Source organism: Cryobacterium sp. MP_3.1, from assembly GCF_035984795.1.
GTDB classification, from domain to species: Bacteria; Actinomycetota; Actinomycetes; order Actinomycetales; family Microbacteriaceae; genus Cryobacterium; species Cryobacterium zongtaii.
Map to the genome: position 1 here is coordinate 14,216 of NZ_JAXCHV010000015.1, position 19,749 is coordinate 33,964.

At 70.4% G+C, this 19,749-nt stretch carries 18 protein-coding genes; 11 read left to right on the forward strand and 7 right to left on the reverse strand.

The genetic code is table 11. From position 1 onward, the window contains the following. Positions 1-73: 73 nt before the first annotated feature. A complete protein-coding gene (locus RCH12_RS10995) occupies positions 74-1,546 on the forward strand; it encodes a peptide MFS transporter (RefSeq protein ID WP_327016886.1) in 1,473 nt (490 codons plus the stop codon). 28 nt (positions 1,547-1,574) lie between these two features. On the opposite strand, the gene RCH12_RS11000 is transcribed toward RCH12_RS10995, so the two are convergent. Together RCH12_RS11000 and RCH12_RS11005 are read right to left on the reverse strand one after the other, a co-directional pair. After that, a complete protein-coding gene (locus tag RCH12_RS11000; RefSeq protein WP_327016887.1) occupies positions 1,575-2,048 on the reverse strand; it encodes a DUF1294 domain-containing protein in 474 nt (157 codons plus the stop codon). A gap of 47 nt (positions 2,049-2,095) precedes the next feature. Continuing rightward, the gene (locus tag RCH12_RS11005) at positions 2,096-2,428 is read right to left on the reverse strand and encodes a DUF7882 family protein (RefSeq protein ID WP_327016888.1); all 333 of its coding nucleotides are present in this window, start codon (positions 2,426-2,428) and stop codon (positions 2,096-2,098) included. Between the two features lie 176 nt (positions 2,429-2,604). Between RCH12_RS11005 and RCH12_RS11010 the strand changes: the two genes are divergently transcribed. Together RCH12_RS11010 and RCH12_RS11015 are read left to right on the forward strand one after the other, a co-directional pair. Continuing rightward, complete coding sequence (locus RCH12_RS11010; protein WP_327016889.1) at positions 2,605-4,776, forward strand: elongation factor G-like protein EF-G2; 2,172 nt, start codon at positions 2,605-2,607, stop codon at positions 4,774-4,776. A gap of 23 nt (positions 4,777-4,799) precedes the next feature. Further along, a complete protein-coding gene (locus tag RCH12_RS11015) occupies positions 4,800-5,393 on the forward strand; it encodes a dihydrofolate reductase family protein (protein ID WP_103430074.1) in 594 nt (197 codons plus the stop codon). 85 nt (positions 5,394-5,478) lie between these two features. On the opposite strand, the gene RCH12_RS11020 is transcribed toward RCH12_RS11015, so the two are convergent. Further along, positions 5,479-5,763, reverse strand: coding sequence for a hypothetical protein (locus RCH12_RS11020; RefSeq protein WP_088456858.1), 285 nt, complete (start codon positions 5,761-5,763; stop codon positions 5,479-5,481). A gap of 237 nt (positions 5,764-6,000) precedes the next feature. Here RCH12_RS11020 and RCH12_RS11025 point away from each other — a divergent pair, with 237 nt between their 5' ends. Beyond that, a complete protein-coding gene (locus tag RCH12_RS11025) occupies positions 6,001-6,522 on the forward strand; it encodes an HD domain-containing protein (RefSeq protein WP_327016890.1) in 522 nt (173 codons plus the stop codon). 41 nt (positions 6,523-6,563) lie between these two features. Here the strand turns inward: RCH12_RS11025 and RCH12_RS11030 are convergent, their stop codons facing one another. Both RCH12_RS11030 and RCH12_RS11035 read right to left on the reverse strand, forming a co-directional pair. Further along, positions 6,564-6,860, reverse strand: a complete 297-nt coding sequence (locus tag RCH12_RS11030) for a hypothetical protein (RefSeq protein WP_327016891.1) — start codon at positions 6,858-6,860, stop codon at positions 6,564-6,566. Between the two features lie 27 nt (positions 6,861-6,887). Beyond that, complete coding sequence (locus RCH12_RS11035) at positions 6,888-7,094, reverse strand: hypothetical protein (protein WP_103430071.1); 207 nt, start codon at positions 7,092-7,094, stop codon at positions 6,888-6,890. Between the two features lie 195 nt (positions 7,095-7,289). Between RCH12_RS11035 and RCH12_RS11040 the strand changes: the two genes are divergently transcribed. Together RCH12_RS11040 and RCH12_RS11045 are read left to right on the forward strand one after the other, a co-directional pair. Then, the gene (locus RCH12_RS11040) at positions 7,290-8,150 is read left to right on the forward strand and encodes a PPK2 family polyphosphate kinase (protein ID WP_327016892.1); all 861 of its coding nucleotides are present in this window, start codon (positions 7,290-7,292) and stop codon (positions 8,148-8,150) included. Positions 8,151-8,161: 11 nt separating this feature from the next. Beyond that, complete coding sequence (locus RCH12_RS11045; protein WP_327016893.1) at positions 8,162-8,647, forward strand: NUDIX domain-containing protein; 486 nt, start codon at positions 8,162-8,164, stop codon at positions 8,645-8,647. A 451-nt stretch (positions 8,648-9,098) separates the two neighbouring features. Here the strand turns inward: RCH12_RS11045 and RCH12_RS11050 are convergent, their stop codons facing one another. Further along, entirely contained in the window at positions 9,099-9,563 is a 465-nt protein-coding gene (locus RCH12_RS11050) for a cytidine deaminase family protein (protein ID WP_327016894.1), read from the reverse strand. A 178-nt stretch (positions 9,564-9,741) separates the two neighbouring features. Beyond that, the gene (locus RCH12_RS11055) at positions 9,742-10,173 is read right to left on the reverse strand and encodes a DUF1801 domain-containing protein (RefSeq protein WP_327016895.1); all 432 of its coding nucleotides are present in this window, start codon (positions 10,171-10,173) and stop codon (positions 9,742-9,744) included. 272 nt (positions 10,174-10,445) lie between these two features. Here RCH12_RS11055 and RCH12_RS11060 point away from each other — a divergent pair, with 272 nt between their 5' ends. The 5 genes from RCH12_RS11060 to RCH12_RS11080 all read left to right on the forward strand — a co-directional run bounded on the left by RCH12_RS11060 (position 10,446) and on the right by RCH12_RS11080 (position 19,610). After that, complete coding sequence (locus RCH12_RS11060; protein ID WP_327016896.1) at positions 10,446-11,144, forward strand: hemerythrin domain-containing protein; 699 nt, start codon at positions 10,446-10,448, stop codon at positions 11,142-11,144. A gap of 213 nt (positions 11,145-11,357) precedes the next feature. Continuing rightward, a complete protein-coding gene (locus tag RCH12_RS11065; RefSeq protein WP_327016897.1) occupies positions 11,358-12,956 on the forward strand; it encodes a TIGR02677 family protein in 1,599 nt (532 codons plus the stop codon). Continuing rightward, complete coding sequence (locus tag RCH12_RS11070) at positions 12,953-14,125, forward strand: TIGR02678 family protein (RefSeq protein ID WP_327016898.1); 1,173 nt, start codon at positions 12,953-12,955, stop codon at positions 14,123-14,125. The genes RCH12_RS11065 and RCH12_RS11070 overlap by 4 nt, the downstream gene beginning before the upstream one ends. Then, a complete protein-coding gene (locus RCH12_RS11075) occupies positions 14,122-18,288 on the forward strand; it encodes a TIGR02680 family protein (protein WP_327016899.1) in 4,167 nt (1,388 codons plus the stop codon). The genes RCH12_RS11070 and RCH12_RS11075 overlap by 4 nt, the downstream gene beginning before the upstream one ends. Beyond that, positions 18,285-19,610 carry a TIGR02679 family protein gene (locus RCH12_RS11080; protein WP_327016900.1) on the forward strand — a complete coding sequence of 442 codons (1,326 nt, stop codon included), beginning with the start codon at positions 18,285-18,287 and terminating at the stop codon, positions 19,608-19,610. The genes RCH12_RS11075 and RCH12_RS11080 overlap by 4 nt, the downstream gene beginning before the upstream one ends. The last annotated feature ends 139 nt before the right edge of the window (positions 19,611-19,749 follow it).

Below are 19,749 nucleotides of genomic sequence, written 5' to 3' on the forward strand. Positions count from 1 at the left end.
GCCACGGCGGATGCCGCCCACGTGCGCCGACCCACGGTATTCGGAGTTCCGCCTCCGTAGTATCGTCGGAACAATGACAAACATTGCGGAGCCTGATGCAGGCACCCCACAGGACGACCACCGGTTTTTTGGTCAGCCTCGGGCGCTGGCCAGCATTTTCGGTGTCGAGATGTGGGAACGCTTCTCGTTCTACGGGATGCAGGGCATCCTGCTGCTCTACTTGTACTACTCGGCGGCAGAGGGCGGCCTCGATATCCCGCAGGCCACGGCCGCGGGCATCGTCGGGGCGTACGGCGGAGCGGTTTATCTCTCCACCATTCTGGGCGCCTGGATCGCCGACCGGCTGGTCGGCTCCGAACGGGTGCTCTACGTCAGCGCGGTCGTCATCATGGTCGGGCACATCGCTCTGGCCCTGATCCCGGGCGTCGCCGGAGTCATTGTCGGCCTGATCCTGATCGCGCTCGGCAGCGGTGGTCTCAAGGCCAACGCGACCTCCGTGGTCGGCACGCTGTACCGCAAGGACGATCCCCGCCGCGACGCCGGTTTCTCCCTGTTCTACCTCGGCATCAACCTGGGCGCGTTCTTCGGCCCGATCCTCACCGGACTGCTGCAGTCAACCATCGGCTTCCACTACGGATTCGGTCTGGCCGCCGTGGGAATGGCGATCGGTCTGACCCAGTACTCGTTCGGGCGCAAGCGCCTGCCCGACTCCTCCCGCGAGGTGCCCGACCCGCTGCCGCGCAGCAAGTACCTGCCGTACGCGATGATCGCGGCCGCGTTCATCGTGCTCATCGTGGTGCTGGTGCTCATGGGGATCATCACCGCCTCGAACCTGGTGACCATCGTCATCGGCGTGACGATCGTCGCATCCGTGTCGTACTTCGTCGTGATTCTCACCAACCGGAACATCACCACGGTGGAACGGAAGCGCGTGTACGCGTTCATCCCGCTGTTCGTGGCGAGTGTGGCGTTCTGGTCGCTCTACCAGCAGCAGTTCACCGTCGTGACGCTCTACTCGGACCTGCGGCTGGACCGCGTGTTCTTCGGCTGGGAGATGCCGGTGTCGTGGGTGCAGTCGATCAACCCGGTCTTCATCATCGTGCTGTCGGGTGTGTTCGCCGCGCTGTGGACCAAGTGGGGCTCGAAGCAGCCGTCCACGCCGGTCAAATTCGCCTTCGGTACCGCGATCATGGGCGTGGGGTTCCTCTTCTTCCTGCCGTTCGCCGGGGGCGCGGCCAACTCGACCCCGTTGCTGGCAATGGTCGGCATCCTGCTGGTCTTCACCGTCGCTGAACTGCTGCTCTCACCCGTCGGGCTGTCCGTTTCCACCAAGCTCGCGCCCGAACTGTTCAAGACCCAGATGGTCGCCCTGTTCTTCCTGTCGGTCGCCCTCGGCACCGCCATCTCCGGTCTGCTGGCCGAATGGTATGCGGTGGCCCCCGAACACCTGTACTTCGGGGTGCTCGGTGGCATCGCCATCGTGCTGGGGATTATCCTGGCGCTGTTCGCCCGGCCGATCCTGCGGCTGATGGGCGGGGTGCGCTAACCTCGCGCACTCCGGCTGAGACTCGACGCTAGTCGGACAGGGTTCGCTGGGCCCACTCGGCCAGGAGGTCGAACACGGGCGTGGCGAACACCGCGACGGCAAGCAGGTTCAGAAATACTGTTGCCCAGAAGGCCGACCGGAAGCTCGCCTTCTGGGTCTTGTGCCGCAGCGTCTGCTGGGCGACGATGGCGCCCGGCCAGCCGCCGACGACGCCGAGCAGGAGCAGCGTCTTCTCCGACACCCTCCAGCGTCCCTGAGTGGCCGCCGATTTGTCGACCGCGTAAACGCCGAAGCAGATGATGCTGGCTGCGAGGTAGACACCGGCCACCCAGACGGGGACCGGCCAGAGCGTGTTTACGACGAGGTAGCCGGCCACGAAGAACAGGATCGGGAGGTACCGTGCGGCGCGGGATGTGCGCCGGGCGGGGGTGCGACGCGACGAGGACGGCATCCGTTGCCCGGCCGGGCGCACCCTGGCGGACTGCTCAGTTCGGGAACCCATGGCTCGAGCGTAACGGGCGCCGAGCCACCCTGGCTCCGCTCAGCGGTTCACGGTGCGGCGGGCGGATCCGAAGCCACGATCAGTGAGCTCGGTTCGGGCAGGGCGGACATGCCCTCTGGCGTGTCAGCGGAGCGCACGAGCGCTTCGATCCAGCGGGGATTGAGCGTCGGCTTCAGTCGATCGGTGAACCTGTAGAGGATCGGAATATGGGGGTGGATCCAGATCGAACCTCGACCGCCGTCACCATCTCTGTCCTGTCGCCAGGAGAACTGGAAACTCTCGTTCGAGTGCAGCTTCACCGCGAAGGCAACCTGAAGATGGGCGAGCATCCGGTCGTTGAAGTCGATTCGGAGGCTGGAGTCGTAGACCAGATGTCCCATCAGATGACCTCACTCACGGTGTGCTTGGCGAGATCCTATGCCTGGCAGGCCGGGATCGCTGGGGGGTTGCGCACCGGGGGTAGCGTGCCGGTCGGCCCTTGCCGTTTGGTGATGTCTGGGTGTCAATTGGATGCAGCGGTGCGGAAAAGTTGGGACGACGACGTCGGGAGTTGCTCATGTCGGGAAAGCAGGATGCGTCGAAGGGGACGGGCCGGGGCGGCGCGGAACAACGCAAGGCCGCGACGTCGTCGGGCCCGCCGGCAGATCGGCCGGAGAAGATCCGCAACGTCGCCCTGGTCGGTCGGTCCGGCGCCGGTAAGACCCTGCTCGCCGAAGCGCTGCTCGCGGCCACCGGTGCCCTCACCCGGATGGGCACGATCGAGGGCGGCAGCACGGTGAGCGACTCGGACCCGTCCGAGATCCACCAGCAACGATCCGTGGCGCTGTCGGTGCTGCCGCTGACGGTCGGCGAGGTGAAGGTGAACCTGCTCGACACCCCGGGCTACGCCGATTTTGTCGGCGACCTGCGTGCCGGGCTGCGGGCAGCGGATGCGGCGCTGTTCGTGGTCTCGGCCGTTGACGGTGTCGACGCGGCCACCACCGCTCTCTGGGCGGAGTGCGAGCGCATCGGGATGCCGCGGGCGGTGGTGATCAACCGGATCGATCATCCGCGGGCAGCGTACGAGGAGGTGCTGGCGGCGTGCCAGGAGAACTTCGGCGCCGTGTTGCCGCTGGCCGTGCCGATCCGCACCGACGGGAGCATCACCGGGCTGCTGGGGTTGCTCTCCGGCACGGTCTCGGACTCCGGCGCGGGCACCGCCGGGCCCACCCAACGGCCGGCCACCGAGGCCGAACGCGCCGATGCGGAGCAGGCCCGGGCCACCCTGATCGAGGGGATCATCGCCGAGAGCGAAGACGAAACCCTGATGGACCGGTATCTCGGTGGCGCCCAGATCGACCTGGACACCCTCACCGGCGACCTGGAGATCGCCGTGGTGCGCGGCAGCTTCTATCCGGTGCTGGCGACCTCCGCCGAGACCGGGGTGGGTATGACGGAACTGCTGGAGTTGCTGACCGGCGCGTTCCCGTCGCCGATGGAACGGGCGCTGCCGTCGGTGACGTATCTGGACGGTCGACCCGTGGGGCCGCTGACCTGCGATCCGGACGGGCCGTTGGTGGGCGAGGTCGTGCGCACCACCATCGACTCGTTCCTGGGCCGGGTCTGCCTGGTCCGCATCTTCTCCGGCACACTGCGGGAGGACACCATCGTGCACATCGGCGGCCACGGCCTCACCGACCGGGGCCATCAGGACCACGACAGCGACGAACGGGTCACCCACCTGCAGTCCCCGCTGGGCGCCATCCTGCGACCGGTGCCGTATTGCGTGGCGGGAGACATCTGCGCGCTGACCCGGCTGACCGACGCGGAGACCGGGGACACCGTGTCCGACCGGGAGGCGCCGTTGCTGGTCGAGGCGTGGGAGATGCCGGAGCCGCTGATGCCGGTGGCGGTGCACGGCGCGGCGCGCAGCGATGACGATGCGCTGGCCAAGAACCTCGGCAAGATCGTGGCCGTCGACCCGACCCTGCGGGTGGAGCGCAACGCCGAGACCCACCAGCTGGTGCTGTGGTGCATGGGCGAGGCGCACGCCGAGGTCGTGCTGGACCGGCTTCGCAGCCAGGGCGTGAAGCTGGAGACCGTCGACGTGATCACGCCGCTGCGGGAGACCTTCGCCACGCCGGCCGGCGCCCGGGGGAGGTACGTGAAGCAGTCCGGCGGCCACGGCCAATACGCCATCTGCGAGATCGAGGTCGAACCACGGGAGCGCGGGGCGGGGTTCGAGTTCGTGAACAAGATCGTCGGCGGGGTGGTCCCCGGGCACTACATCGGGTCGGTTGAGAAGGGCGTTCGCGCGCAGATGGAGAAGGGCGTCTCGGCCGGATTCCCCGTTGTGGACATCCGGGTGACGCTGGTGGGCGGCAAGACGCACAGCGTCGATTCGTCGGATGCGGCGTTCCAGGCCGCCGGGGCGCTGGCGCTGCGGGAGGCCGCCGCGGCGGCCCGGATCCAGCTGCTCGAACCGGTCTCGGCGGTCACGATCAGCGTGCCCGACGCCTCTGTGGGTGCGGTGATGACCGACCTGTCCACCCGCCGCGGCCACATGACCGGCACCACCTCGGTGGGTGATGAGCGCACCGAGATCAGCGCCGAGATCCCGGATGCCGAGCTGCTGCGGTACGCCATCGAGCTCCGGGCCTTGACGGCGGGGAGCGGTCTCTTCAGCCGCAGCTACCTGAGGCACGACCCGGTGCCGCACAATGTGGTGACGGCGACTGTGAGCGCGTGACCGAACGAACGGAGCGATCGACAATGACGCCAGTGACCTGCGATATCACCGTCTCCACCGACGGCTATGCGGCCGGCCCGAACCAGAGCCTGGAGAATCCGCTCGGTGAAGGGGGAATGCGGCTGCACCGCTGGGCGCTTGAGCAGCCCGCCGAGAACGCCGCCCAAATGGCGGCCATCCTGGAGGCGGGTGCCTACATCATGGGCCGTAACATGTTCGGTCCCGGCCGCGGGGAGTGGGACGACGAGTGGACGGGCTGGTGGGGCGACGAGCCGCCGTACCACGCGCCGGTGTTCGTGTTGACGCACTATCCGCGGGCACCGCTGATCATGGCGGGAGGCACGACGTTCACGTTTGTCACCGACGGCATCGAATCGGCGCTGGAGCAGGCGCGTGCCGCCGCGGGGGAGTTGAGCGTGGCCATCGCCGGCGGCGCGTCCACCGTGCGGCAGTACCTCGCGGCCGGGTTGATCGACGAATTGCGGCTGCACATCGCGCAGGTGGTGCAGGGCACCGGCGAGCCCTTGCTGGAGGGACTAGACGACGTGAGGTTGGAACAGGTGAGTTCGGTGGAGAACGAGCTGGTCACCCACGTCGTCTACAGGGTGGTGCACTGAGTCGTGCAACGCCGTGGCGCGCTCGACCCGTCCGTTGGTTGAGCCTGTCGAACCCGGCGACCAGTCCCGCTCGAGCCGCACTCACTCAGCGAGGCACCGGCGCCGAGCTGTGCGGGCTGTCGTACTCGCCCAGGGCGTAGCGCAGCTGTTGGTTGAGGTCGTTGAGCGCCTGGCGCACGTTGTACCGAGGGTCGGCGCCCTCGCTCAGCGGCGCGGCGATGCCGTCGCTTGCGAGACGGTGCAGAAGGGTCTGCACCGAATGATCGTCGAGGCCGGCCATCCAGACCAGCCCTTCGAGGTTGGCCAGCACGCCGACGAGAGCGGCAGCATCGCGCTTACTGAGGGGGTGAGGGCAGTTGGTGTCATCCACACGGGCAGTTTCATCCGCAATCGTGATGAGTGCAATACCCGTCCTCCCATATGTGGGCGGATGCGTGTGCGCTGTGCGGGGTGGGCGCCGCTATGCGGGTGGCGCGCCACCCGCGTAACGGCGCCTGACCCGCCTACCTCGACGAGCACAGCGACGGCACCCCGACGGCACCGCGGGCCGGCACGGGGTGCGCTACCGTCGAGGTGACTCAACTTTGATCGCCCCCGAGGAGTTGCCATGACAGACACCACCGCACCGTCCGGCGCCGGTCCCGAGCAGGACGACACCGTGCGGCAGGGCAGCCCGGCCGCCGGCAGCCTGGCGGCCGCCATCGCGCTGGCTCGGGCAGCGCACGCCGGGCAGGTCGACAAGCTCGGGGTGGCCTACATCGAGCATCCACTGGGCGTGATGAGCCTGGTCAGCACCGTGCCCGAGAAGACCGTGGCAGTGCTGCACGACGTGGGGGAGGACACCCCCATCACGCTCGACGACCTGCGCGCGCAGGGCTTTGACGAGTCCGTTGTGCGGGCGGTGGATGCGCTGTCTAAACGACCCGGTGAACCGCTCGCCGAGTCGATGGCCCGGGTCGCCGCCGACCCGCTGGCGCTGGTCGTGAAGCACGCCGACCTCGCCCACAACGCGAACCCGGTCCGCCAGGCCGCGCTGCCGCCGGAGATGAGCCGGCGGCTCACGGCCAAGTACACGGAGTCGGCCCGGCTGCTCGGCACCACGCTCGCAGCGGTGCTCGACAGGGGATGACGGCTGCGCTCAGGTAGCGCCCGCGCGGGTCGGCTCCGCGACTACCGGCGCTTGGCGAGCAGGGCACCGAGGCCGGTCACCGCGGCGACGGCGACGGAACCGAGCGTGAGGACCAGGGTGGGATTGCGCTTGTAGGCGTCGGAGAGCTTCTCGAACGTGTCGGTCGCGAACTCCCGTGCCGAGGCGATGGCTGCGGTGGTGTCGATGTCGCGCAGGGCCGCGGTGGCGGTGGCGACGGTGTCGTCGACGGCGTGGCGGGCCTGGTCGGCGAGCTCGCCGGCCTTGGTGACGGTGTCCTCAACGAGGTCGTGGGCCTGCTGTGCGGTGTTGTCGGTCATGAGATTCCTTTCGAAGGGGGTGCTGGCTTAGCGGTGAACGGCCTTGGTGATCTTCTTCGTGTTGCGGCGGGCGAGCTTCTTCGTGCCGGCGCGGGCCTTCTTCACGGTCGGGTCGTTCCACGCCTTCTTGGCGTTGCGGCGGATCTGCTTGTACCGGCCTCGGCCGGCCTTGGCGCCGATGAGGTAGAAGGCGAAGGCGACGGCGGCGGCGAGGAGGAGACGAAGTGCGGTCATGGTGACCTGCTTTCTGGTTGAGGACTGAGGCGATGCGTCCGAACCCGGGCCGGGTACGGCATGCTGGCCGGCCACGGTGCCGAGCGGATGACTCGCCCTACCTATGAGTGGCGTGAAACCGGCAATTCGTCACGGAATCCACCGTTTTCGGCGGCCGGCGGAGCAGAATGGCAGCATCCGACGAAGGGAGCCGCTGTGGCCTCGACATCCGCTTCCGCCTGGACGGACGCATCCAGCAACCTGCTCAAGGTCACCCGCGGGTTCGTCCTCGGCGCCGTCGATCCCGGCTCAACGCCCGGCTTCAGCGGCAACAAGACGGATGCCCAGGCCGCCGGCGCCGCCGCCGCTGAGGCGCTCTCGCACCAGCAGGAGATGCTCTTCGCCAACAGCCGGGAGGGCGACCCGCGCAAGATCCTGCTCATCCTGCAGGGGATGGACACCTCCGGTAAGGGTGGCATCGTGCGCCACGTGGTGGGCGCCGTCGACCCCCAGGGCGTCAGCCACGTGGCGTTCAAGGCGCCCACCCCGGCCGAGCTGCGGCACGACTTTCTCTGGCGCATCCGTCGAGAACTGCCGACCGCCGGCATGATCGGTGTCTTCGACCGGTCGCACTACGAAGACGTGTTGATCGGCCGGGTCAGGCAGCTCGCGCCGCCCGAGGAGATCGAGGAACGCTACGACCTGATCAACGCCTTCGAGCAGGAGCTCGTCGACGATGACACCACCGTGATCAAGGTGATGCTGCACATCAGCGCCGGCGAGCAGAAGAAGCGCCTGCTCGAGCGGCTCGACCGACCCGACAAATACTGGAAATTCAACCCGGGTGACATCGACGAGCGCATGCTCTGGCCCGGCTACCAAGTGGCGTACCAGACCGCGCTCGAGCGCACCTCCACGGCGTTCGCGCCCTGGTACGTCGTGCCCGCCGACCGCAAATGGTTCGCCCGCCTCGCGGTGCGGGAGCTTCTGCTCAAGGCGTTGAACGACATGGTGCTCACCTGGCCGCCCGCCGACTTCGACGTGGCCGCCGAGCGGGCCAGGCTGGCCGCGTCCTGAGGGGTGGGTCCATGGTGGTGTTGAGCGCGGGCATCCTGCTCTATCGGTTCACGGATGCGGCGGAGCCCGAGGTGTGGATCGCGCACATGGGCGGCCCGTTCTGGGCGCGGAAGGATGCCGCGGCCTGGTCGATCCCCAAGGGGGAGTACGGGCTGGGGGAGGACCCGTTCGCGGCGGCGCGGCGGGAGTTCGAGGAGGAGATCGGGGTGCCGGCGCCGGCGGCGGAGTATGTCGAGCTGGGCGAGTTCCGGCAGCCGTCGGGCAAGGTGGTGACGGTGTTCGCGGCGGAAGCCGACCTCGCGGTCGACACCGTGGTGAGCAACACGTTTAAGCTGGAGTGGCCGAAGGGGTCCGGCCGGTTGCGGTCGTTTCCCGAGGTGGATGATGCCCGGTGGGTGGGGCTGGAGCAGGCTCGGGTGCAGCTGGTGCGCGGGCAGGTACCGGTACTGGATGCCCTGGTGGAGGTGCTGAGGGGTCGGGGGCGGCTGGCTCGGTAGCGGTTCGGCCCGTGGGCCTGGTGTCGGCTCGGCCGCAGGAGGGGTGGTTCGGGTGCCGGATGCCTGCTCCGGGGTGCTGCGCGGGCACGGCGCCGTTATGCGGGTGGCGTGCCACCCGCATAACGGCGCCTACCCCGCATAACGCGAATTCCGGTCGGTGGGGCGCGGAGCATCAGGGACCGTGGGGGTTGAGCGGGCCACCAGCCGGGGCCGCCGGGCGGCGACCTCCGCGCGGTCATACCGCAATTCTCTCCCGCCGATCGAGCCATCCGCGGCCACCCTCGCGGCCACCCTCGGGGGCACCAGCGGGGGCGGATCGGGTGCCGGTCGCCCGCAACCGGACCAACTGTTGCCCGTGCGGACAATTGTGCCCGGCGCACCGGGCGCGATTGTCCGGATCGGCAACAGTTGCCGAACATTGGGCAGCGGGGGGGGGGGGGATTGCCCGGCGTCAGCGGAAGCGGTCGTCGTCGAACGGCTGCACGCCATCCGCCAGGCTCCACGCCGCGGCGAACGGCATCAGGGTCTCGATCCGGACCACCCGCACCCCCTCGGCGGTGGGCAGCAACACCCGGATGCCGGGGTGGTGGTCGAAGAGCACCTGGCGGTCCCGCCCGCACGGGCCGACCACGCCGCGACCGTGATTGCCCACGGCAACGATCGTCGTGATTTCCCGCGCACCACCGGCGCGGGCGGTGCCCAGGGCGACGAGCTCGGCGCACGGACCGCCGGTGAAGTGGAACAGGTTCACGCCGGCGAACATGCGGCCGTCGGCGGCCCGGACGGCCGCGCCCATGGTGTGGGCGCCGTCCTCGTCGGGGCCGGCATCCGTGTTGGCGTCGATGGTCGCACGAGCGAGCTCGATGAGTTCGCGGTCATCCGCTGACGGGGTTTCGAGTTCGGGGGTTGCAGGCATGGGCTCATCCTACGGAGGGACGGGTCCGGCCGCCGGTGGAGGAGCGGCCGGCGTGGCCTTCGGGGCGTTAGGCGGGTCAGGCGCCGTTATGCGGGTGGCGCGCCACCCGCATAACGGCGCCTTGCCCGCATACCTCGGCGGCCACGCCCGGGCCGAGGCTTTGTGGCTGCGCGCTGGCTCAGGTGGCGTCGGGCGTGAGCCGCGCGGCATCCTGGAGCAGGGCCCGGAACGCGTCCAGCTCGAGGGCGTCGGTCGACGCGAATGTGATCGCGGCGGAGCTGACCTTGACCTTGCCGAGCCGGCCCTTGTACTGCTGCACGAGGGAACCGTTCTCGTCGGCCGCATTCACGTACACGCTGAGGTGGTTCTTCTGCCTGGCCAGGCCCACCACGAACCACTCCACGGTGGGCTTGCCCGGCCGGGCGATCACGGTGTGGCCGTAGCCGATGATCTGCTGCTCGGTGCCGCCCCAGAAGATGCCCTCCCACAGTTCGCGGGTGACCCCGGCGAGGACCTCGGAGGTGATGGCGTCGAGGGCCCGCATCGAGTCGGCAAAGGGGCCGTCCAGGGTCGCGAGGAACTCGTCGACGTCTCGACCGGTTAGCTCCATGGTGGTCTCCTTCATTGTGGCGAGCGGTGCTGTCTCGATCGTACGGGCGGCGCTGTCGCCGCGTCAGCGTGCACCGCGGCGCCTTCGCGAGTGTGGCACCGATCCGCGGATGCGGGGCCGGGCATCCGACGGATGCGGCAACTCCGCGCAGCTCCCACAAACCCCGGCCGAGCTCCCACATCCACTTGACGCGTCCAACCGCGGCAACCCCCTTGAAGGGGCACAGCCACGCGGATACGGTTCCAGCGTGCACATCTCACGAAGGAGGCCCCATGCCCGCCACCGCCCAGCCCTCCAGCGGCGATAACCCTGACGACGGTGCCGGTGCCGTCAAGATTTGTGACGGCCGCGGCATGGTCGAGATCCATCGGATGTTCCGGGCCGGTTTCGGTGAGGCCCCGGCGCTGGTCGGTGGGGTCCCCGACAGCGACGCCGAGCAGGCCGACCTCGTCGGCGACTACCTTGCGATGCTCTCCACCGGGCTGCACGCGCACCACGAAGGTGAAGACACCATGCTGTGGGGCCGGCTGGAGAGCCGGGCTCCCTCCTGCGCGGCCCACGTGACGCGCATGAAGGAGCAGCACGCGCTGATGCTCGTGCACCTCAACGAGCTCGATGCGGCCCTGCCGGCCTGGCGGGCGAGCGGCCGGGCGGCGGATGCTGCATCCGTGGCCACCGCCCTGGCCGGCATCAACGCGGCGCTCGCCGTGCACCTGCCCGACGAGGAGACCCACATCGTGCCCGTGATGGAGACCGTCATCACGCCGAGGGAGATCGACGCGCTCTCCGAACACGGTCGGAAGGCCACCCCCAAGGGCAAGATGTTCGTTCAGCTCGGCACGATTCTCGCCGCGCAACCGGACGGTGGCGACGACTGGCAACACGAGCACCTGCCCGCTCCCGTGCGGCTGCTCTGGCGGCTCGTGGGCAGATCACGGTACGAGCGGTACCGGGCGGCGCTGGTCAAGTAGGCACCGCCGGGCGCCACCGCCCCGCCACCAGAGGTGCGCTGGTGGCATAACTCCTGCTAATCGGGCTTGTGGCGGGCCTCCGCCCCCGGAATCCCCGGCATCCGCTGCCGCCAGACCAAAAATTGCAGGAGTTATGCATCCGGTGCGGCGGGGACCGCGGAGCTGGGATGGCGGGTGGTTTTGGGTGTCGGTGCATGCTGCTAAACAAGAGGGGTGAGTTCATCGGAGGCGTCACCGTCGTTCAGCGTGTTCAGCCACCTGAACACGCAGAACACCGTGCTCTACCGCCAGGCCCTCACCGTCTTCGTGGCCGCCAAGGAGCGCTTCCAGGTGCACCTCCGGCCCGACGACGTGCTCGCCGAGATCCGCCGCAACGCCGGGACGCACGCGGATGCGACCGTCGACAGCCCCCTCACCGTCGAGAGCCTCACCGGAGTGCTCGACGCGCTCGTCGCCTGGGGCAACCTGCTCGCCTCTCCCGACACCGGCCGGGTGGTGCAGGTGGAGGATTTCTACCGCAAACGGCACCTGTTCCAGCTCAGCCAGGCCGGCGAAGCGGCCGAACGGGCTCTGGAACGCTTCGACGAGACCCTCGGTCGGCGCGGGGCCCTGCAGGCCGTGGCGCTCGAGGACATCACCGTCACTCTTCGGCAGTTCCTCAGCCTCATCCACGCCGACCCGCTCGACCTCGGCATGCTGCACCAGAGCCTCACCGCCCTCACCGCCCGGTTCACCGAACTCGCCGACAATGCCAGCGCGTTCATGGCCTCCCTGCAGCGCACCATCGACCTCACCGACACCGACGAAGACGCTTTCGTGGCCTACAAGTCACGCCTGGTCGACTACCTCGAACGGTTCATCCAGGACCTCACCGTGCGCGGCCCGCAGATCGCCACACTGTTGGTGGATGCCGACGACGAGCGGGTGCAGCACGCCCTGCACGCCCTCGCCGCCCGCGATGCCGACGCCGAGGCCCCCGACCCCGACGACCCCGACGCCCGCGCCGAAACCGTCCGGCACCTGTTCGGCTGGACCAACCGGTGGGCGGGGTTGCGGTCCTGGTTCCTCTCGGAGAACGGCCGGGACAGCCAGGCCAAGCTGCTGCGGATGTCGGCGCTGGCCGCGATCCCCACCCTGCTCGATGCGGTGCGGGCCGTCAACGCCCGGCGCTCCGGCCGCAGCGACCGTGCCACCGACTACCTGCGGCTTGCCCAGTGGTTTCAGGAGGCCCCCTCCGACGACGACAGGCATCGGCTGGCCCGCGCCGCGTTCGGTCTGTACTCCGCGCGGCACCTCACCGTTGACCCGGAAACCTACGCCGGCTGGAGCGAGGATCCGGCCCTGATCGGCGCGCCCTGGGCCGACGCCCCACCGGTCGAGATCTCTCCGCAGCTGCGCCGCACCGGCAGCTACGAACGCAAGGGCCGGCCCAACCAGGTGATCGACCGCACCGCCGCCCGGGCGATGCTCGCCCTGCAGGTGCGGCAGCAGGCCGCGCAGATCGCCGCGGCCCGCCGCCGGCTCGCCACCGACGGCGAGGTTCAGCTGAGCGCCCTCGCGGGCCTGGACAGCACCGCGTTCGGGTTGTTCCTCACCCTGCTGGGCGACGCGCTGGTGGCCCGCCGGCCCGACGGCGGCGCGATTCACACCGCCTCCACCGACGGCACTATGCGCATCGAGATGACCCCGCTGCCCGACGCGGAGTTCGTGGCGTTGCAGACCGAACGCGGCACCCTGTGGGGACCCAACCACCTGGTGCGCATCAGCGACCTCACCGCCGCCGACGCCCGGACCGGGGGAGAGCCCTCGTGAGTGTCTCCGCCGTCGACGACAAGCAGCGGGCCGCGCGGATGCTGCTACGCCAGCCGCTGATCCGGTCCACCGACGAAGACCGCTACCGGCTCGTGCGCCGCCACGCCCCGGACCTGGCCGAGTGGTTCGAGATCAATACCGGCTGGGCCGTGCACGTGGACAGTGAGGTGGTGCGGTTGGACCGCGAGCCGGCCACGGTGGGCGACCCCACGCATCCGTTCGCCGCGAAACGTGGCGCCCTGCCCTTCTCGCGTCGACGCTACGTGCTGCTGATGCTCAGCCTGTCGGTGCTCGAACGCAGCGACAGCCAGATCGCGCTGGGCCGGCTCGCCGAGCTGGTGATCGGTGCCGCCACCGCGCCCGAGCTCGCGGCCGCGGGATTCGGTTTCGATCTGGGCGGCCGCGAAGAGCGCAGCGACCTCGTCGCCGCCGTGCAGCTGCTGCTCGAATGGGGTGTGCTCACCCGGGTGGCCGGCGACGAAGCCGGCTTCGTGCAGAAGACCGGTGACGCCCTCTACGACGTGTCCCGGCGGGTGCTCTCACAGCTGCTCGTCACCCGGCGCGGACCGTCCACCATCGCCGCCGACACCCTCGACCAGCGCCTGGCCGCGATGCGCGACCGCGGCACCGCGCCCACCGTGGAACTGCGCAACCTGCGCCTGCGACACACCCTCACCCGTCGGCTGCTCGACGACCCGGTGCTCTACCTCGACGAACTCGACGACGACGAGACCGGCTACCTGCGCACCCAGCGCGCCGCGCTCTGCCGCCGCATCACCGAGCTCACCGGGCTGGTCGCCGAGATCCGCCGGGAGGGCATCGCCATGGTCGACCTCGACGACGACCTCAGCGACGTGCGGATGCCCGAAAAGGGCACCGACGGGCACGTCACCCTGCTGCTGGCCGAGTTCCTGGCCCGGTCCGGGGCGCCGACGTCCGACGTCGAGGCCCTCGTGGTGCACCTGCGGACGATCGCCCCGGACTACGCCAAGTACTGGCGCGCGGCCGCGCTGGACGCGTCCGCCGCGGCGGACCTCGTGCAGAGCGCACTCGACCGTCTCGCCGCCCTGCGCCTCATCGAGCGGGACGGCGACACCGTGCGGGTGCGACCCGCGCTGGCCCGCTTCGCCCTCGCCGAACCCACCATCCTCGGAGGACCCCGATCGTGACCCTCGACAGCATCAGCACGACGGATGAACCGCGTCTGGCCGCATTCGGCAGCACCGCCCTGCCGGTGCCCACGAGCCTGCGCTGGCAGCCGCTGCGGTTGGGCCTGGTCGACCTCTTCTACTACGACAATGAGGAGTTCGCGTTCGTCGACGGCCGGCTGCTGCTGCGCGGCAACAACGGCGCCGGCAAGTCCAAGGTGCTGGCCCTCACCCTGCCGTTCCTGCTCGACGGCGACCTGTCGCCGCAACGGGTGGAACCCGACGGCGACCGGCAGAAGCGCATGGACTGGAACCTGCTGCTCGGCGACGAACACCCCAACAACGAACGGCTCGGTTACAGCTGGCTCGAGTTCGGCCGGGTCGACGAGGCCGGGCGGGCCCACTTCGTCACCATCGGTGCCGGCCTCAAGGCCGTCCGCAGCCGCGGCATCACCAAGCACTGGTTCTTCACCACCACGCAACGCATCGGCGACACCCTGGCCCTCGTCGACGGCAACCGGCTCGCGCTGGGCCGCGACCGGCTGGCCCAGGCGCTCGATGACACCGGGCACGTGTACGACACCAAGGGCGCCTACCGGCAGGCCGTGGATGCCAGCCTGTTCGGTCTGGGCGAGCGGCGCTACGCCGAGCTGATCGAACTGCTGCTGCAGATTCGGGCCCCGCAGCTGTCGAAGAAGCCCAGCGAAGCCGCCCTGTCGGAGGCGCTCACCCGCGCTCTGACCCCGGTGAGTGACCAGGTGATCAAGTCGGTGGCCGACGGGCTGCGGTCCCTGGACGAGGAACGCGACGAGGTGGAGCAGCTCGCCGGGGCGCAGAAAGCGGTGCTCGGCTTCCTCGAGCACTACCGCGGCTACTCCCGGGTGATGCTCAAGAGGCAGGCCGAGGGGCCGCGCCGCGAACAGTCCGAGCACGACAAGGTGGGCCGGGCGATCATCGAGACCACCGCTGAACTGGAGCGACTGCAGCAGGCCCTCACCGAACTTGCCGAGACCATCGCCGCCCGCCGCGCCGAACAGACCGCACTCGAGGCCGAACGCGAGGCTCTGCGCGACAGCGCACACGCCGAGAGTGAGCGGATGCTCGAACTCGCCGACGACACCGTGCGCACCGCCGTCGAACGGGCCGAGTCCGCCGCGCAGGGCTTCGCCCGGGCCGCGGCCGCCCTGGAGTACAGCCGCGCCGAGACCGTCGGTGACCGGGCCCTGGCCGGCACGGCCCAGGCCCGGGTGCACGATGCCCTGGCGCGAGCGACGGAGGCCGCCAGGGACGCCGGCGTCGCCCAGGATCATGCCGTGCTCGCGGGCGACGACTCCGCCTCGACCGACGCTGAAATCGGGCAGGCCCTCAGCCACGATCGCCGCAGCACGGCCGACCGCATCGCCCGCAGCCGTGACGCCCTGGCCCGAATCACGGCACTGATCGTGGACCTCGACCGGGCCGAGGCCACGCTGGCCGACACCATGCAGCGGGAGGCCGAGACCGAGACCCGGCTCGCCGAGTCCGTCGACGAGCAAACCCGCGCGGATGCCGCGGTCGAGACCGAGATCGACCGGTACCACTCCGAGGTGGAGATCGTGCTCGCCGGGCTCACCGAACTGGCCGTGTCCGACACGTCTTTCGCCGCATTCACCGACTGGACCCGCCTGCGCCGGGGCGAGAACCCGGCCACCAGTGCCCTGCGCGCCGACGCGCAGCGCGTGCAGGCCGACCTGCATGGCCAGCGGGCCGCCGTCACCCGGCAGCAGGACGATCTCGTGATGGCCAGCACGGCTCTCGACGCCGAGATCAGTGCCCTCGACCAGGGCGAGTCCGTGCAACCGTACCTGCCGCACACCCGCGTCGCGGCCCCCGCCGACGCGGTGCCGCTCTGGCGGGCCGTGAGTTTCCGCGAGCACCTCGATGCCGCCCAGCGCGCCGGCCTCGAAGCGGCTCTCGAGGGCAGCGGACTGCTCACCGCGCTCGTGCTGCCCGGCGGTGACCTGCGCCGACCCGACACCGGGCAGCTGGTGCTCCGCCCGACGGATGCGGCCGGCCTCGCCCCTACACTGGCCTCGGTGTTGCGCGCCGAACCACCGGCCGGCTCGGCGGTGTCCGCTGCCGCGATCGACGCGGTGCTCGCCGGCATCGCCCTCAGGGAGTCCGGCCCGGCCGACGACGGCCCTTCGGAGGGTGCCGGCCCGGCAGTGTGGGTGAGCCTCACCGGCCGGTACCGGCTCGGCTCCGCGCACGGCGCCTGGCACAGCGACGCCGCCCGGTTTGTGGGCGAGAGCGCCCGGGCGGCGGCCCGCGAACGTCGCCTGGCCGACGCACGCGCCGAACTCGCCGCAATCCGGCAGCAGCAGGCGCAGCTTGCCGCCGACCTGGAAGCTCTCGCCGACCGGCAGCGGGTGGTGCACCGCGAAGAGACGATCGTGCCGCACCCGGTGGCCCTCGAGGGCGCCGACCGTGACGCCGTCCGGGCCGCCGACAAGGTCGCCCAGAGCGAGCGGGAGCTCGCCGACGCCCGGGCGCGCAGCACCGTCGCCCGTGAGCGGGGCGCGGCGGCCGCATCCGTTCTGGCCGCGGATGCCGCCGCGCTGCACCTGCCGACCGACACCGCGGCGATCCGCGGCTTCGGTGTGGCCGTAACCGATTACGAACAGTGCGCGCGCTCGCTGTGGAGCGAGGTGGAAGCCCGGCTGCACGCGATGCGGGCACTCTCCCGCAGCGAGCGGCGCCTGGCCGAAGCGACCCAGGAACACGAACGGCTCAACGTGGAGCATGACGCGGCCGCCGCCGAGCGCACCCGTAGCCGCAGCTACGCCGACTCGCTGCGCGAGCAACTGGGCGCGGGGGTGCAGGAATACCGTGCCAGGGTCGCCCAGGTGACCGACCGGCTGAAGCGGCTCACCGGCGAACTGGGCCGGTTCTCGCGTCAGGAAAAGGCCGACGGCGAGCACCGAGCGGGGCTCGAGGAACGCCTGCGCGCCAGCCGCGCCGAGCAGGAACGTGCCCATGCCGCTCGGGTGCTGGCCGTCGACGCGCTGCGCCGCACGACCGCGTTGGGCCTGGCCCGGGTGGCCGACCTGCAGATCGACGTGCCCGACGAGGCCGAGGAATGGTCGGTGACCCGGGGGGTGCAGTTCGCCCGCGCCGTCGGCGCTGCCCTGCCCGACCTCGACGCGTCCGATGACCGCTACAACCGGCTGCTCTCGCAGGTGCACACCGAGTTCACCGACCTGCAGCGCTCGCTCGGCCGGCACGGGCACGAGCCCGCCTATATCCCCAACGACGACGGCGTGCGGGTCACCGTCACCTTCCGCGGCCGAGAGATGCTGCTGGTGGAACTCGCCGACCAGTTGGGCGAGCAGATCGAGCAGCACCTGAAGCTGCTCAGCACCAAGGAGCGGGAGATCATCCAGTCGCACCTGGTGACCGAGGTGGGCGCGCAGCTGTCGGAGCTGATCGGTGACGCCGACCGGCAGATCGTGCAGCTCAATCAGGAGCTGCGCAGCCGGCCGACCACCACCGGCATGGTGCTGCGGGTGTTGTGGAAGCCCAAGCCCGACGGCCCGGCCGGGCTGGCGGCGGCGCGGGCACTGCTGGCGACCACCGCGGACATCTGGAACGAGGCCGACCGCACGGCTCTGGGCGCATTCCTGCAGGCCCGCATCGCCGAGGTGCGTGACGCCGACGAGGCCGGCAACTGGTACGACCATCTCGGTGAGGCGCTGGACTACCGCCGTTGGCACCGGTTCTCGGTGGAGCGGCAACAGAACGGGGTGTGGAAGAGTGCGACCGGTCCGGCCTCCGGCGGCGAGCGGGTGCTCGCGGCGAGCATCCCGCTGTTCGCGGCGGCGTCCTCGCATTACCGCACCGCCGCGAACAAACACGCGCCGCGGATGATCATGCTCGACGAGGCCTTCGCCGGCGTCGACGACAACTCCCGGGCCAGCTGCCTGGGCCTGCTCGCCGAGTTCGACCTCGACGTGGTGATGACCAGCGAACGCGAGTGGGGCTGCTACGCGGAGGTGCCCGGGCTGGCGATCGCCCAGCTGACCCGGTTCGAGGGCGCCGACGCGGTGTACGTGCAACGCTGGCGCTGGGACGGCAGGCACCGCACCGAGGTCACCGACCCGGCGCCGACCGGTGCGGGCGGCGACGGTCTGGACAGCCTGTTTTGACGCCCGAACCCGAGCAGGTCCAGCGCATCCGTCGGCTGCTCGACACCCCGGATACCGCCTGGTTGCTGGCGCGGCTGCGTTCCCGACTCGAGCAGAAGGGGACCCTGGTGGGCACGGTGTCGAAGCAAGAGGCCAGCACGGCGGAGCGGGTGGCGGTGGCGCGGCTGCTCGGGCGGAGCGTGCGCAGCGGGTCGTCGGCATCCGTGCCCCTGGACGTGCTCGACGCCCGGATGCGCCAGGACGCCTGGCCGGACGGACTGGCGTCGGCCGTGATCGCCCTCACCGGGCCCGTCGTGGGGCCCGAGGTGCGCCGGGCCAACCGGGACAGCTGGCACGGGGTGGCCGCGACGTTGCGCGGCATCGCCGAGAACCGGATCGACCTGTCACCGTGGGTGGAGAACACCCTGCGGGTCGGCGCTCTCAAACGGGCGACCGCGACGCCGGAGGGGGCCACCGCGTTGGCGCTGCAGCTGACCCTCGTCGCCGGGGCGTCGCCGGTGCAGGGCGAGGTTCTCGGCGTGCTCGCGTCGAGATTGTTCGATGACGCGCACGCGCTCGACCCGAAGACCCCGCTCGGTTCCCTCGCCGTGGGACTGGCCGCGGCGATCGCCGGTGTGCCCGCCGGGACGGGTGCCCGCTGGCGCCGGGAAGCCTGGCAGGGCTGCGGGGTCGTTGTGGACGAGCTGTCGTCCACCGTGCTGGTGCTTGGGCTGCCCGGCGGTGCGACCTCACCGACCGCTCGGGCCCTGGCGGCTCTGGCGTCGGCCGGTCAGCCGGCGGTGCTGACCTATCGTCAGCTGGCCACGGATGACGTTGGCGCGGTTCCGCCGGTGGTGTTCGTCTGCGAGAACCCGGCCGTGATCGCCGCGGCCGCGGACCGTTTCGGAGTGGGGGCTCGCTCCGGCGGTGTGGATGCGGCTGCGGGTGAGGGTGCGGGTGAGCCGGCCTCGGTCGGGTCGGCTCTCGGCGCCCCGATCGTGTGCGTGAATGGTCAGCCGGGTGCGGCGGTCATCCGTTTGCTCACCGAACTTGTCGCCGGGGGCGCAATCCTGCGCTATCACGGCGACTTCGATGGAGGCGGTCTCAGCATCGCCCGCACCCTGTCACGCAGTGTGCCGTGGACGCCGTGGCGCTTCGGCGAGGACGATTACCGGGCCGCGTGCGCGGCGAACCGGTCAACCTCGAGCTTCGCCGGCGCGATTGGGGAGACCCCGTGGGATGCGCCGCTCGCGGGCGCGATGGAGGAGCTGCGCCAGCGGGTCGAAGAGGAGTCGGTGCTGGCAGCGCTGCTCAGCGACCTCGGCCGGCACGGGCGCCCCTGAGCCCGGCTGCATGGTCCACCGAGCCCGGCTGCATGGTCCACCGAGCCCGGCTGGTTGGGCATAACTCCTGCTCGACGTGCTCGGCGCTGCGGGCCGACTCCGGAATTCCGGGCATTCGGCGGTGCCGGCGGAAATCGTG

Excerpts from the sequence above, each read along its gene's own strand:
- RCH12_RS11025 (WP_327016890.1), top strand. The coding sequence starts at position 6,001 with ATGACAGACACCACCGCACCGTCCGGCGCCGGTCCCGAGCAGGACGAC.
- RCH12_RS11010 (WP_327016889.1), top strand. The coding sequence starts at position 2,605 with ATGTCGGGAAAGCAGGATGCGTCGAAGGGGACGGGCCGGGGCGGCGCG.
- RCH12_RS11035 (WP_103430071.1), bottom strand. The coding sequence starts at position 7,094 with ATGACCGCACTTCGTCTCCTCCTCGCCGCCGCCGTCGCCTTCGCCTTC.
- RCH12_RS11045 (WP_327016893.1), top strand. The coding sequence starts at position 8,162 with ATGGTGGTGTTGAGCGCGGGCATCCTGCTCTATCGGTTCACGGATGCG.
- RCH12_RS11030 (WP_327016891.1), bottom strand. The coding sequence starts at position 6,860 with ATGACCGACAACACCGCACAGCAGGCCCACGACCTCGTTGAGGACACC.
- RCH12_RS11005 (WP_327016888.1), bottom strand. The coding sequence starts at position 2,428 with ATGGGACATCTGGTCTACGACTCCAGCCTCCGAATCGACTTCAACGAC.
- RCH12_RS11050 (WP_327016894.1), bottom strand. The coding sequence starts at position 9,563 with ATGCCTGCAACCCCCGAACTCGAAACCCCGTCAGCGGATGACCGCGAA.
- RCH12_RS11060 (WP_327016896.1), top strand. The coding sequence starts at position 10,446 with ATGCCCGCCACCGCCCAGCCCTCCAGCGGCGATAACCCTGACGACGGT.
- RCH12_RS11055 (WP_327016895.1), bottom strand. The coding sequence starts at position 10,173 with ATGGAGCTAACCGGTCGAGACGTCGACGAGTTCCTCGCGACCCTGGAC.
- RCH12_RS11015 (WP_103430074.1), top strand. The coding sequence starts at position 4,800 with ATGACGCCAGTGACCTGCGATATCACCGTCTCCACCGACGGCTATGCG.
- RCH12_RS11000 (WP_327016887.1), bottom strand. The coding sequence starts at position 2,048 with ATGGGTTCCCGAACTGAGCAGTCCGCCAGGGTGCGCCCGGCCGGGCAA.
- RCH12_RS10995 (WP_327016886.1), top strand. The coding sequence starts at position 74 with ATGACAAACATTGCGGAGCCTGATGCAGGCACCCCACAGGACGACCAC.